The sequence below is a fragment of the Pseudomonas sp. HMSC067G02 genome, from assembly GCF_001813485.1.
Taxonomy (GTDB): domain Bacteria; phylum Pseudomonadota; class Gammaproteobacteria; order Pseudomonadales; family Pseudomonadaceae; genus Pseudomonas; species Pseudomonas aeruginosa.
This window is the reverse complement of sequence record NZ_KV812638.1, coordinates 14,850-27,532: the sequence shown is the minus strand read 5'-3', so window position 1 is coordinate 27,532 and position 12,683 is coordinate 14,850. Positions and strand designations below refer to the sequence as shown.

At 69.2% G+C, this 12,683-nt stretch carries 11 protein-coding genes; 5 read left to right on the top strand and 6 right to left on the bottom strand.

From position 1 onward, the window contains the following. Window positions 1-21: 21 nt before the first annotated feature. From HMPREF2914_RS07200 to HMPREF2914_RS07180, 5 genes are all read right to left on the bottom strand, one after another. The gene (locus HMPREF2914_RS07200; protein WP_019486300.1) at window positions 22-1,170 is read right to left on the bottom strand and encodes a PepSY-associated TM helix domain-containing protein; all 1,149 of its coding nucleotides are present in this window, start codon (window positions 1,168-1,170) and stop codon (window positions 22-24) included. Window positions 1,171-1,287: 117 nt separating this feature from the next. Next, window positions 1,288-3,750, bottom strand: a complete 2,463-nt coding sequence (foxA, locus tag HMPREF2914_RS07195; RefSeq protein WP_023091724.1) for a ferrioxamine receptor FoxA — start codon at window positions 3,748-3,750, stop codon at window positions 1,288-1,290. Window positions 3,751-3,893: 143 nt separating this feature from the next. Next, complete coding sequence (gene foxR / locus HMPREF2914_RS07190; RefSeq protein WP_021264848.1) at window positions 3,894-4,880, bottom strand: anti-sigma factor FoxR; 987 nt, start codon at window positions 4,878-4,880, stop codon at window positions 3,894-3,896. A gap of 8 nt (window positions 4,881-4,888) precedes the next feature. After that, window positions 4,889-5,407, bottom strand: a complete 519-nt coding sequence (locus tag HMPREF2914_RS07185) for a sigma-70 family RNA polymerase sigma factor (protein WP_003089775.1) — start codon at window positions 5,405-5,407, stop codon at window positions 4,889-4,891. Between the two features lie 88 nt (window positions 5,408-5,495). After that, window positions 5,496-6,410, bottom strand: a complete 915-nt coding sequence (locus HMPREF2914_RS07180) for a LysR family transcriptional regulator (RefSeq protein ID WP_003089777.1) — start codon at window positions 6,408-6,410, stop codon at window positions 5,496-5,498. A gap of 124 nt (window positions 6,411-6,534) precedes the next feature. Here HMPREF2914_RS07180 and gtdA point away from each other — a divergent pair, with 124 nt between their 5' ends. From gtdA to HMPREF2914_RS07155, 5 genes are all read left to right on the top strand, one after another. After that, window positions 6,535-7,596 carry a gentisate 1,2-dioxygenase gene (gene gtdA / locus HMPREF2914_RS07175; RefSeq protein WP_003162849.1) on the top strand — a complete coding sequence of 354 codons (1,062 nt, stop codon included), beginning with the start codon at window positions 6,535-6,537 and terminating at the stop codon, window positions 7,594-7,596. Window positions 7,597-7,608: 12 nt separating this feature from the next. Continuing rightward, window positions 7,609-8,307 carry a fumarylacetoacetate hydrolase family protein gene (locus HMPREF2914_RS07170; protein WP_023091722.1) on the top strand — a complete coding sequence of 233 codons (699 nt, stop codon included), beginning with the start codon at window positions 7,609-7,611 and terminating at the stop codon, window positions 8,305-8,307. Window positions 8,308-8,384: 77 nt separating this feature from the next. Next, on the top strand, window positions 8,385-9,731 hold the full coding sequence (locus tag HMPREF2914_RS07165) for an MFS transporter (protein WP_003139140.1): 1,347 nt from the start codon (window positions 8,385-8,387) through the stop codon (window positions 9,729-9,731). Between the two features lie 12 nt (window positions 9,732-9,743). Beyond that, window positions 9,744-10,388: a maleylacetoacetate isomerase gene (gene maiA, locus HMPREF2914_RS07160; protein WP_003113293.1), complete on the top strand. Its 645-nt coding sequence runs from the start codon at window positions 9,744-9,746 to the stop codon at window positions 10,386-10,388. Between the two features lie 41 nt (window positions 10,389-10,429). Then, window positions 10,430-11,341 carry a SphA family protein gene (locus tag HMPREF2914_RS07155; RefSeq protein WP_023091721.1) on the top strand — a complete coding sequence of 304 codons (912 nt, stop codon included), beginning with the start codon at window positions 10,430-10,432 and terminating at the stop codon, window positions 11,339-11,341. On the opposite strand, the gene HMPREF2914_RS07150 is transcribed toward HMPREF2914_RS07155, so the two are convergent. Next, window positions 11,323-12,657 carry a cytochrome P450 gene (locus HMPREF2914_RS07150; RefSeq protein ID WP_003089787.1) on the bottom strand — a complete coding sequence of 445 codons (1,335 nt, stop codon included), beginning with the start codon at window positions 12,655-12,657 and terminating at the stop codon, window positions 11,323-11,325. The genes HMPREF2914_RS07155 and HMPREF2914_RS07150 overlap by 19 nt on opposite strands. Between the last annotated feature and the right edge of the window lie 26 nt (window positions 12,658-12,683).

The window sequence follows — 12,683 nt, the reverse complement described above, 5'->3', positions numbered from 1 at the left end:
GGCAGCCAGACTAACAGCCGTCTAGCGGCCGTTCCAGTGGCGCGCCCGGCGCTTGCGCCACCAGATGTAGACACCGGTCAGCGACAGCCCGGCGATGGCCAGGCCGAGGGCGGCGATGGCGATGCGTCCCGGCAGGCCGGCGATGCGCCCGCCGTGGATCGGGTACTGCAAGCGGTAGAAACGCTCTCCCCAACTGCCCTGCCCGGCGACTTCCTGGCCGAGCAGGCGGCCGTCGCTGCCGTGGAAGAACAGCCAGGACTTGCCCATGGGGTCGTCGTGGTCGCCGAAGCCGGCGCCGAAGAAGTTGTATTCGAAGCTGTAGTACAGCTCGCCGATCGGCTCGGCGATGCCCAGCCGCGCCGCTTCGGCGCTGGCCAACTGGAAGGTGCGGTCGTAGTCCAGGCGGGTCTCCCCCAGTTGTTCCCTGGGCAGCCGCCCGCGCGCCTCGTAGACGCTCGGTTCGATCGGCGAGAACAGCGATACCAGCGGCTTGAACACCTGGCTCGGCAGGTTCAGGGCGACGCTGCTCAGCGCCACCGGTGCCAGCAGCAGCCAGAGCCAGAGGCCGCCGGCGCGATGCAGGTCGAAGTTGAAGCGGTAGGCGTTGCCGCGCTTGATCTTCCAGGCGGTGGCCCACTTGCTCCAGAACGGCCGGCCGCGCGGCAGGGTCAGCCAGGCGCCGACGAAGCAGTCGAGGAACCAGAACATCGCCACCCCGCCCATCAGGTACAGGCCCCAGTTCCCCGGCAGGGTCAGGTTGTGGTGGAACTCCAGGACCCAGGGAACCAGGTTCGCCGGCTGGAAGCAACAGGCCGCCCAGAGGCGCTTGCCGACTTCCTCGCCGCTGACCGGGTCGAGGTAGAACACGTCGTGCTCGACCTTGGCGCCGGCCTCGCGCGGCACGGTGGCGAGCAACGCCGGATGCCCGCCCGCCTCGGGATACTCCATGTACCACACCAGTTGTCGCGGATAGCGTGACTCGACGCGTTGCACCAGGCTGCCCGGGGAAAGGCGCTCGCCGCCCTCGCCCACGGCGTAGAAGCCGGGGTTCAGCCATTCGTCGATTTCATGATGGAAGGCCAGCAGGCTGCCGGTGAGACCGGCGAGGAAAAGGAACAGCGCGGTAGCCAGACCGACATAGCGGTGCAGCAGGACCAGGACGGGGCGCATGGGGGCTCCAGGTAACCAGGGTACGGCCGGCGACGCCGGCGAATGCCCGGCGCGTACGTTGCGCGCCGGGCTGCTTGGCCGGTACCGCGGCGCTGGCGCCGGGGCCCGGGTGGACGGTCAGAACTGGTAGTTCACCGTCGCGGTCACGTTGCGCTTCTCGCCGAAGTAGCAGAAGTCCAGGCTGTAGCAGGACGCCACGTAGTCCTTGTCCAGCAGGTTGTTGGCATTGAGGCTGACGTCCAGGCCTTTCAGGCCGAGCTTGCCGAGGTCGTAGCCGATCCGCGCGTCGACCAGGGTGTAGTCCGGCACCCGCAAGGTGTTTTCCTTGTCCGCCCAGGTCTCGCCGACGTAGCGCGCGCCGCCGCCGATGCTCAGACCGCTGAGCGGGCCGGCGTCGAAGGCATAGTCGGCCCACAGCGAAGCCATGTGCTTGGGCGCCTGGTTCGGCGTATGGCCCTGGTTGCCGTCCAGCGACTTGGTGTAGGTGATGTCGGTGTAGGTGTAGCTGCCGAGCAGCTTCAGGTTGTCGCTGAGCTGGGTATGGGCCTCCAGTTCGAGCCCCTGGGAGCGCACTTCGCCGACCGAGGTGTAGAAGTTGTCCTGGGGCTCCTTGGAGGCGACGTTTTCCTGGGTGATATGGAACAGCGAGGCGGTGTAGAAGCTGTTGCTGCCCGGCGCCTGGAACTTCAGGCCGAGTTCCCACTGCTTGCCCTCGGTGGGCGCCAGGGGCGTGCCGGAGGCGTCTGAATAGGCGTTCGGGTTGAACGACTCGGAGTAGCTGACGTAGGGCGCCAGGCCGTTGTCGAACAGGTACAGCGCGCCGATCCGCCCGGTGAATTTCTCCCAGTCGTCGTCGGCCTTGCTGCCGGTGCTGCGGTTCTTGTCGGTGACGCTGACCCAGTCCTGGCGCAGGCCGAGCGAGAAGCGCCACTGGTCGATGTCGATCAGGTCCTGGAGGTAGACGCCGGTCTGCTCCAGGCGGCGGGTGTGGTTGTCGTCCGGGAAATAGCTGATGGCGTCGTCGCCGTAGATCGGGTTGAACGCGTCCAGCGCCGAGGCCGAGCCGGAACGCCAGTCGACCACAGTGCGCCGGCGCTGATAGTCGAGGCCGGTGAGCAGGGTGTGGCGCGCCGCGCCGGTGGCGAATTCGGCCTGCAGCATGTTGTCGACGATATACGCCTGCAGGTGCTCGCGGGCGCCGCTGAAGTAGCGGTTCAGCTTGTTCGGCTCGCTGGCGCTCCAGCCGTAGGCGTAGACCTGCGACAGGTCGACGTCGGAGTCCAGGTAGCGGAAGTTCTGCCGCGCCGACCAGACGTCGTCGATGCGGTGCTCCAGCTGGTAGCCGAACATCCGCTGGGTGCGGTCGAAGTCGTCCTTGCTCGGCTCGCCATCGAAGAACTCGCGGGAGATGTGCCGGCCGTTGTGGTGCGACAGGGTGCCGTCGGCCGGTACGCCGCCGTGGTAGCCCCCGTTGGGATCGTGTTGCAGGTAGCCTTGCAGGGTCAGGGTGGTGTCATCGCTGAAGTCGATGGCCAGGGTCGGGGCGATGGCGTAGCGCTCCTCCTTGACGTGATCGAACTGGGTGTCCGAGCCCTTGCCGAGACCGACCAGGCGGTAGGCGATGCGCTTCTCCTCGTCGAGCGGCCCGCTGAAATCGAAGCCCATCTCCTTCTGGCCCATGTTGCCGATGCTGCCGGTGATCTGGCGGTAGTCCTCGTACAACGGCTTCTTGCTGGTCAGCGCCACCAGGCCGCCCGGCAGGCTACGGCCGTAGAGCACCGAGGACGGGCCCTTGAGCACATCGATGCGTTCGAGGAAGTACGGGTCGACCTGCATCGAGCTGAAGGTACCGCTGTCGCCCATGGCCTTGAGGCCGTCGAGGTAGATGTTGTCCACGCTGTTGTCGGCGAAGCCGCGCATCACCACGTAGTCGTAGCGGTTGGAGGCGCCGACCTGGCCGGTGAAGATGCCGGGGGTATAGCGCATCGCCTGCTGCACGGTCTTGGAGGCGGTGTCGTCGATCTGCTCGCGGGTGATCACCGAGACGGTCTGGCTGGTTTCCAGCAGCGGCTTGCTGGTCTTGGTGGCGATCTGGCTATGGGTGGCCAGGTAGCCATCGGTGCTGCCCAGGTTGTTGCCGAGGGCGAAGACTTCCACCGCCTGCATGTTCAGCACGTCGCCGTCCTTTGCCGGCGCCTCGCGCAAGACGAAGCTGCCGTCGCCCTGGTCTTCCGCTTCCAGCGGGGTGTCGGCGAGCAGCCGGGCCAGGCCCTGCTGCACGGTGAAACTGCCGCGCAACCCCTGGGAGCTGTAGCCACCGGTCTGCGCCGGAGTGGCCGAGAGGGTGATGCCGGCTTCGCGGGCGAAGCGGTTGAGCACGTCACCCAACTGTCCGGCGGGGATCGCATAGGGCCGCGCCTGTTCCGCCGCCGCTTCGGCGGCCGAGGCGCAGAGCGGCGCCGCGCCGGCCGCCATGGCCAGCGACAGCAGGGCCGCGCGCACCGAACGGCTCAGGCGCGAGGCGCGGGGGAAATCGAGGGACGACGGGGCATTGCGGAGGACGACGGCGGTGGCGGTCATGAACGGGATCCGTTGGAGTCGTTGAAGGGTGTTCAATCGATAAAGCCGGACCAGTCGCGGAAAGCCGACAAAAATAATGAAAATAATTTTCAGTGCGTTTCGCTCCGGGCGGAAGCAAGCGTCCACGCGGCCGCCGGCGCGACTCAGGCGGCGACCACCCTCACCCACCAGCGGGTATGCCGCTGCAGGCGCACCGGCAGGGTCCGCGCGAGCACCTGCAACAGCTTGTCGGTGTCGTCCAGGCGGTAGACCCCGGACAGGCGCAGGTCGGCGACCTCCGCGGCGCAGCCGAGGTAGCCGTTGCGGTAGCGGCTGACCTCGGCGAGGAAGTCGGCCAGGCGCATGTCGCGGGTGACGATCAGGCCATCGGCCCAGGCCACGGCGTCCATCTGCGGCCGTTCGAGGCGCCGCACGCCGTCGGCGGCGATCCGATAGCTCTGCCCCGCCTCGGCCACCGGAGCCTGCAGCGGACGCGCGCCGAAGGCATCGATGCGCACCGAACCCTCGCTGACGCTGAGACAGGTGGCGGCATCTTGCAGGCGTACGTTGAAACGGGTGCCGAGGGCCTCGAACAGCCCTTGCGCGGTACGTACCCGCAGCGGCCTGTGCGTGGGCGATTGCGTATCGGCGCCGCTGGCGAGGAAGATCTCGCCGCGGGCGAGGAGGATCAGGCGCTGGCCGGCGTCGTAGCGCACGTCGACCGCGCTGTCGGTGTTCAGTTGCAGGCGGGTGCCGTCGACCAGCTCGATACTGCGTCGCTCGCCGGTGGCGGTGCTGTAGTCGGCGCTCAGGCGCTGCCAGGGCAGGCTGTCGCGACCGACCCAGGCCACAGCGCCGCCAGCCACCAGCAGCGACAGCAGTTTCAGCGCCTGGCGCCGCTGCAGGCGCTGCGCGCTGCTGTCCAGGGTGCCGTAGGCGACCCCGCCGGGCAGCGCCTTGAAGCGTCCGTGCAGTTCTTCGTTGAGCGCGCTGACCTGCTGCCAGGCCCGCTCGTGCTCGCCGTGCTCCGCGCGCCAGGCCGCGCAGGCGCGCTGCAGGCGATCGTCGGCCGGCTGCGAGCGCAGGCGGACCAGCCAGTGGATGGCCTGCCTGACCACCGCTTCGTCGACCCTACCGCGCGTCCCGTCCACGGCTCCGCTCATTCGCCGTAGCGCAGCAGGTAGCAGTGGTACAGCGCCTCGGCCACGTAGCGCTCGACGCTACGCTGGGAAACCCCCATGCGTTCGGCGATCTGCCGGTGGCTGAGGTCTTCGCACTGGGCCAGGAGGAAGGCGGTGCGGACCTTCGGCTTGAGCCCGTCGAGCATCCGCGAGATTTCCTCCAGCAGTTCCAGCACCAGTTCCCGCGCCTCGGGCGACGGCGCCTGTGCCTCGGGCAGGTGGGCGATGCTTTCGAGGTAGGCGCGCTGCAGTTCCTCGCGACGCCAGTGGTCGATCACCAGGCCGCGGGCGATGGTCCGCAGGAACGCGCGCGGCATGCCGATCTCGCGCAGTTCGCGCTTGAGCAGGATGCGCAGGAAGGTGTCCTGGGCCAGGTCCGCCGCGTCCGCCGCGCAGCCCAGCTTGCCGCGCAACCAGTTCTGCAACCAGCCATGGTGCTCGCTGTACAGCGCATGCATGGCGCGATGGTGGGCGCTGAGAAGGATCGGGGCGGACATGGGAAAGTCGGGGCGACACATGAATGATAATGAATCGCATTGTCGAGAAGCCGCGGCCTTTTTGCAATAGCACCCGCCGGCCGGCGCCCTACTCGGCCGCCGCGCCTTCGCGCAGGCAGGCCAGCAGGTCTTCGCTGGCGCGGTCGCGATGCGGTTCGTCGCGCCAGCACATGCCCACCGCGCCCTCGCCGGGAATCTCCAGCGCCAGCCTGGCCACCAGGCCGAGCCCGGCGAGGTGCTCGACCACCCGCGCCGAGCCGATGGATAGCATGTCGCTGCCACGCAACAATTCGATGTTGGCCAGCATCGACGATGACTCCAGGCGGTAGGCCGGCGGCTGCCGGCCGCCCTGGGTCAGGGCCATGTCGAGCTTGCTGCGGATCGGCGAGCCGGGCGGCCAGACGATCCAGTCGTAGCGCCGCACGTCTTCCCAGTCCAGCGCGGCGGCCTGGGCCAGGGGGTGACCGGGGCGCGCCATCACCACGATCGCCTCGCTGTAGAGCACCTCGCAGCGCAGGCTGGCGCGCGGCGCATAGTTGTCCAGGCGCCCCACCACCACATCGAGCTGGCGTTTCTCCAGCCGCTCGAGAAGGCCGTTCATGGTGCCTTCGAGCAGTTCCACCTGGGCCCCGGGGTAGCGTCCGAGGAACGCCCGCAATGCGCGCGGCACCAGGCTCGGCGCGGAGGCCGGCGACGTGCCGAGGAGTACCCGGCTGCCGCTGCCGCTGCGCATCGCCTCGAGGTTCTGCCGCGCCCGCTCCATCTCGGTGAGCACGCGCTGGGCGTGGTTGAACAGGGTCATGCCGTAGGGCGTCGGGCGCAGGCCACGGGCGTGACGCTCGAACAGCGGCGCGCCGACGTCCTCCTCCAGTTCCTTGAGCCACTTCGACAGGCCCGGTTGGGTGGTGTGTGCGGCCCGGGCGGTGCCGCTGAGGTTGCCGGTCTCCATCAGGCTGACCAGCAGTTGCAGGTGTTGCAGGCGCAGGCGGCGGGTCCAGTCCATCGCAAGCCATCCTCGAATACGTATAGGTCGATGTCTAAATATCATTATTCGGTTATGCCTTCACCTCGAATAATGACTACCAGACCGAGGCGGCCCCGCCTCCTCCCGCCGGAGATTCATCGGTATGCATAACGACAATTCCACCGAGAAGCGCGCCGACTTCTATCGACGCATCCGCCAGCAGCACCTCACCCCGCTCTGGGAAGCCCTGCACAGCCTGGTCCCGGCGCAACCCGCCGGCGGCTGCCAGGCGGCGCTGTGGCGCTATCGCGAACTGCGCCCGTTCCTGCTCGAGGCAGGCGACCTGATCAGCGCCGAGGAAGCGGTGCGCCGCGTGCTGGTGCTGGAGAACCCGGACCTTCCCGGCCAGTCGGCGATCACCCCGAGCCTCTACGCCGGCCTGCAACTGATCCTGCCGGGCGAGATCGCTCCCAGCCACCGGCACACCCAGTCGGCCCTGCGCTTCGTCGTCGAGGGCTACGGCGCCTACACCTCGGTGGACGGCGAACGCACCCGCATGGAGCCGGGCGACTTCATCATCACTCCGTCCTGGACCTGGCACGACCACGGCAACCGCCCCGCCGCGGAAGGCGGCGAGCCGGTGGTCTGGCTGGACGGCCTGGACATCCCGATGCTGCGTTTCTTCGGCGCCACCTTCGCCGAGAGCTACGGCGAACCGGTGCAGCCGTTGCGACGTGGCGAAGGCGACAGCCTCGCCCGCTACGGCAGCAACATGCTGCCGCTGCGCCACCAGCCGACGACGCCGACCTCGCCGCTGTTCAGCTACCCCTACGCGCGCAGCCGCGAGGCCCTCGAGCGCCTGGCGCGCCTCGAACGGCCCGATCCCTGGGAAGGCCACAAGCTGCGCTACGTCAACCCGGCCACCGGCGGCTGGGCCATGCCGACCATCGCCACCTGCCTGCAACTGCTGCCGGCCGGCTTCCTCGGGCAGCCCGCGCGCAGCACCGACGCCAGCGTCTATTCGGTGGTGGAAGGCAGCGGCGTGGCGCAGATCGGCGGCCGGCGCTTCGCCTTCGAGGCCAAGGATCTGTTCGTCGTGCCCTCCTGGGCCGAGCTGCGCCTGGAAGCCGGCGCCACCGACTGCGTGCTGTTCAGTTTCTCCGACCGCCCTGTGCAGCAGGCGCTCGGCATCCTCCGCGAATCCCGCGAACCCCTCGCCCACTGAAGGACCCGTCCCATGAGCCATCTCTTCGCGCCCGAAGCGCCCGTCAGCCTCACCATCCATGGCAGCGACCAGACCTTCCCGGTGCGGCGGGTCTACTGCGTCGGCCGCAACTACGCCGCCCACGCCCGGGAAATGGGCTTCGATCCCGAGCGCGAGCCGCCGTTCTTCTTCTGCAAGCCGGCCGACGCGGTGGTCCCGGTCGCCGCCGGCAGCACCCTGGAGCTGGCCTACCCGAGCCAGACCGGCAACTACCACTACGAGATCGAACTGGTGGCGGCGATCGGCAAGGGCGGCTGCGACATCCCCCTGGAGCAGGCCGAGGAACACGTCTGGGGCTACGCGGTGGGCCTGGACATGACCCGCCGCGACCTGCAGATACGCATGCGCGAGATGGGCCGGCCCTGGGAGATCGGCAAGGCCTTCGACCGCTCGGCGCCGATCGGCCCGCTCTACCCTGCCAGCCAGGTCGGCCATCCGCGCCACGCCGCCATCAGCCTCCAGGTCGACGGCGAGGATCGCCAGCGCAGCGACATCGACCAGTTGATCTGGTCGGTGGCGGAAACCGTCAGCTACCTGTCGCGCTTCTTCGAGCTGCGCCCCGGCGACCTGGTCTTCACCGGCACCCCGGAAGGCGTCGGCGCGGTCGAGCGCGGCGAGCGGATGCTCGGCGCCATCGACGGCCTCGGCGAACTCAGCGTCCGCGTGGTCTGACCCACCGCCCGCGCACGGCGCGGGCCCACCCTGCCCTTCATCCGGGCCGTCGCCACGGCGACGGCCGAGGAACGCTCATGCCTACGCCCGACAAGAACAACAAGATCGACGTCCAGGCCTTCATCGATGCGCAGGCGGTTTCCGCCTTCCAGTTGCGAGTCCTGTCGCTGTGCTTCCTGATCGTCGCCATGGACGGATTCGACACCGCCGCCATCGGCTTCATCGCCCCGGCCCTGGCCCACGACTGGCAACTGAGCCCGGCGCAACTCAGCCCGATCCTCGGCGCCGCACTGGCCGGCCTGGCCCTCGGCGCCTTCGCCGCCGGCCCGCTGGCCGACCGTTTCGGACGCAAGAGCGTGCTCCTGCTCTCGGTGCTGTTCTTCGGCGGCTGGAGCCTCGCCTCGGCCTACGCCGGTTCGGTGGAAACCCTGGCCCTGCTGCGCTTTTTCACCGGCCTCGGCCTGGGCGGGGCGATGCCCAACGCGATCACCCTGACCTCCGAATACTGCCCGCGCCGGCACCGCGCGCTGATGGTCACCGCGATGTTCTGCGGCTTCACCCTCGGCTCGGCGCTGGGCGGCCTGCTCGCCGCGCGGATGGTCCCGGCGCTGGGCTGGGAGAGCGTGCTGCTGCTCGGCGGCGGCCTGCCCCTGGCGAGCCTGCCGCTGCTCTGGGCATGCCTGCCGGAGTCGGTGCGCTTCCTCGCCCGCCGCGCACCGGACGCGGCGCGCCTGCGGCGCATCCTCGAACGCCTGGGGCGCCTGCCCGACGGCTGGGCCGGACGCCTCGAACTGCCCGCCGACGAGTCCGACGGCACCTCGCCCCTGCGGCAGATCCTCGGCGCCGAGCTGCGCGGCGGCACCCTGCTGCTCTGGGCCACCTTTTTCATGGGCCTGCTGATCATCTACCTGCTGACCAACTGGCTGCCGACGCTGATCGGCGGCACCGGCTTCAGTCTCGGCGAGGCGGCGACGATCAGCGCCATGTTCCAGCTCGGCGGCACCCTCGGCGCACTCCTCCTGGGCAGCGCCATGGATCGCTTCGACGCGCACCGGGTGCTGAGCCTGGCCTACGTCGGCGGCGCCCTGTTCATCCTCGGCATCGCCAGCCTCTACCACAGCTTCGCCCTGCTGGCGCTGTGCGTCGCCGGCGTCGGTTTCTGCATCAGCGGCTCGCAGGTCGGCGCCAACGCCCTGGCCGCCGATTTCTATCCGACCCGCAGCCGCGCCACCGGGGTCAGCTGGGCCCTCGGCCTGGGCCGCATCGGCTCGATCGTCGGCTCCCTCAGCGGCGGCGCCCTGCTCGGCCTGGGCCTGGGCTTCAGCGGCATCCTCGCCCTGCTGGTGATCCCGGCGCTGCTCGCCGCCGTGGCCGTGCATCGCCTGGGCCGGCGCCGGGCCAGGCCTTCTTCCGTCACTCTCTGAACAGGACTTCCCATGCAGCTCTACAGCTTCTTCAACAGCTCCACGTCCTATCGGGTGCGTATCGCATTGGCCCTGAAAGGTCTGGATTACCAGGTAGTGCCGGTCAACCTGCGGCAGGGCGAGCAACTGCGCCCGGCCGACCGCCAGCGCAACCCGATGGGCGCGCTGCCGACCCTGGTCGACGCCGACGGCCGTCGGTTCAGCCAGTCGCTGGCGATCATCGACTACCTCGACGCCGTGCAGCCCGAACCGCGCCTGATCCCTCTCGACCCGCTGCATCGCGCCCAGGCGCTGGAACTGGCCCTGCTGGTGGCCTGCGACATCCATCCGCTGAACAACGTGCGGGTGCTCAAGTACCTGACCCAGGTCCTCGGCATAGACGCCGAGGACCGCCAGCGCTGGTACGCGCACTGGGTCGCCGAGGGCCTGGCGGCGGCGGAGACCCTGCTGAACCGACACCGTCGCGGCGCCTTCTTCGCCGGCGCCGCAGCGGGCATCGTCGAGTGCTGCCTGGTGCCGCAACTGGCCAACGCCCGGCGCATGGGCTGTGACCTGGCGCCCTACCCGGCGTTGCTCGAACTGGAGGGGCGCTGCCTGGCGCTCGAAGCCTTCCAGCGCGCCAGCCCCGAGCGCCAGCCCGACTACCTCCCGGACTGACGCGCTGCCCCGTGGAAAACAACAACAAGAAGGACACGCCCATGATCACCCGCACCCGGGCCAGCCTGCTGGCCCTGCCCCTGCTGCTGCCCTCGTTCCAGGCTATCGCCGCGCTGCCGGGGATGAACCTCGGCCAGACCTCCTTCCTCGACGGCAAGGCCCTGCCCGGCACGCTGTTCCAGCAGTTCGTGAATATCTACGAGGCCGACGACTTCATGGACGCCAACGGTCACCGGCGCCCGCTCGACAATCGCCTGCGCACCCTGCTCGCCACCAGCCACTTCGCCCACATCAGCCAGCACCAGCTGTTCGGCGCCTACTACGGCGCGGAAATCCTCGTCCCGGTGCTGCTCGCCGATCCCGACTTCGAACCCCACGCTGGCAGCGCCAACGGCCTCGGCAACCTGATCGTCAGTCCGTTCATCCTGCAATGGCCGCAGACCGAGCTGTTCGGCCGGCCCTACTGGCAGCGCCTGAACCTCGCCTTCCAGTTACCCACCGGGCGCTACGACAGGCATCGGGCGATCAATCCCGGCAGCAACCACTGGAGCTTCAACCCGCACTACGCGCTGACTTGGGAATTCGCCGAAGGCTGGGAAGCCAGCGCTCGCCTGCAGTACCTGTTGCCGGGCAAGAATCGCGACCCGGCGCCGCCGTTGGCCGACGACTACCTGCAGCCGGGCCAGGCGTTCCACGCCAACTACTCGGTATCGCTGGCGCTGGATGCGCATTGGCGAGTCGGGTTGTCCGGCTACAGCCTGCGACAGATCACCGACGAGCGGGTCGACGGGCACGACCGCCCGGACTCCCGCGAGCGGGTCGATGCCATCGGCCCGGCGCTGATGTTCGGCTGGGGCAAGTCGCGGCTGTTCCTCAACGCCTATCACGAATACGGCGCACGCAACCGCAGCGAGGGCAGCCGGCTGATCCTGCGCTACTCGCAGGTCTTCTGAGCGTCGCCTTCCGGGACGATCGGCAAGCGCTCCAGGGTGCGGAACACCGAGCTGCGCCGCCAGCGCAGGTCCGTCGGTTCCGAGGCCAGGGCGAAACGGCGACGCACCAGGCCGCGCAATGCGCATTGCAATTCGAGCCGGGCCAGGTACGCGCCCAGGCAGTAGTGCGGACCATGGGCGAACGCCACGTGCTGCTTGGCGTTCGCTCGCTGCAATTGCAGACGGTCGGGGGCGGCGAACATCTCCGGGTCGCGGTTCGCCGCGAGGAAGCTCAGCCAGACCTTCTCTCCAGGCGGAATCCGCTGGCCGCCGATCTCCACCTCCTCCAGGGTGCAACGCACGCCGCCGCGCACCGCGCCGTCGAAGCGCAGCAGTTCCTCCACCGCGTTCGCCGCCAGCTCCGGGCACCGCCGCAGCAGATCGAGCTGGTCGGGATGGGTGAGCAGCGCCAGCGTAGCGTTGCCGACCATGCTGATGGTGGTTTCGAACGCGGCCATGAACACCATGGCATAGGCCGCCACCAGGTCCTCGAGGCCCAGTCCGGCCTCCAGCATCGCGGCGCCGTCGAGGATGCTCGGCGCTGCGCCGGGCGGCGGGCGCGAAGAGCCATCGCTCCAGCCGCGCGCCTGGCGTTGCAGGTAGTCGCTGAAGGCGGCCGCGCTGCGGTTGATCTGCCCGGCATCGCCGTGGCTGGCGGCGAGATCGAGCCCGGCGGCCAGGTCGCGGCCCCAGGGCAGCAGTTGCCCGGTGTCTTCGCGGGGAAAGCCGAACAGCTCGGCGGCCACCCGGATCGTCAGCGGTTCGGCGAAGTCCCTGAGCAGATCGGGCTCGCGGCGCTCCAGCAAGCTGTCGAGGAGCTCTTCCACCAGCGCCTCGATGCACGCCTCCCAGCGGCGCACGGCGTCGGGGCCGAAGGCCGGAGCGAACAGCCTGCGCAGGCGGGTGTGCCGCGGCGCGTCGTTGAACAGCATGAAGTTGTCGTAGAAGCGCGCCAGCGGTTGCAATTGCTGGTGGCCGAACCAGCTGGCGCCGCCCTGGCGGACGCCGGCGGCGCCAAGGCGAGCGGGGTCGGCGGAGAAACGGCGGTCGCGCAGGCACGCCGAGACATCGGCATAGCGACTGATCCACCAGATCGAGGCCTGGTCGCGGCAGACCGGCGCACGGGAGCGGATCAGCCGCAACAGCGGATAGGGATCGGCGACGAAGTCGGGATGGTAGGTGTGGATGTCGAAACCGTCGCTCCGCGGAGCGAGCGCCGGACGCTGAGCGTCATGGCGCGGCTGCGCGCTGCCTTCCTCGCTGAATGCGTCGTCCATGGCCCTCGCTCCGCTGGGTTGGCGTA

Bases quoted from the DNA above. Each gene is read 5' to 3' on its own strand.
- HMPREF2914_RS07155 (WP_023091721.1), top strand. From the start codon at position 10,430: ATGATCACCCGCACCCGGGCCAGCCTGCTGGCCCTGCCCCTGCTGCTG.
- maiA (WP_003113293.1), top strand. From the start codon at position 9,744: ATGCAGCTCTACAGCTTCTTCAACAGCTCCACGTCCTATCGGGTGCGT.
- HMPREF2914_RS07200 (WP_019486300.1), bottom strand. From the start codon at position 1,170: ATGCGCCCCGTCCTGGTCCTGCTGCACCGCTATGTCGGTCTGGCTACC.
- HMPREF2914_RS07165 (WP_003139140.1), top strand. From the start codon at position 8,385: ATGCCTACGCCCGACAAGAACAACAAGATCGACGTCCAGGCCTTCATC.
- gtdA (WP_003162849.1), top strand. From the start codon at position 6,535: ATGCATAACGACAATTCCACCGAGAAGCGCGCCGACTTCTATCGACGC.
- HMPREF2914_RS07170 (WP_023091722.1), top strand. From the start codon at position 7,609: ATGAGCCATCTCTTCGCGCCCGAAGCGCCCGTCAGCCTCACCATCCAT.
- HMPREF2914_RS07180 (WP_003089777.1), bottom strand. From the start codon at position 6,410: ATGGACTGGACCCGCCGCCTGCGCCTGCAACACCTGCAACTGCTGGTC.
- HMPREF2914_RS07185 (WP_003089775.1), bottom strand. From the start codon at position 5,407: ATGTCCGCCCCGATCCTTCTCAGCGCCCACCATCGCGCCATGCATGCG.
- HMPREF2914_RS07150 (WP_003089787.1), bottom strand. From the start codon at position 12,657: ATGGACGACGCATTCAGCGAGGAAGGCAGCGCGCAGCCGCGCCATGAC.
- foxA (WP_023091724.1), bottom strand. From the start codon at position 3,750: ATGACCGCCACCGCCGTCGTCCTCCGCAATGCCCCGTCGTCCCTCGAT.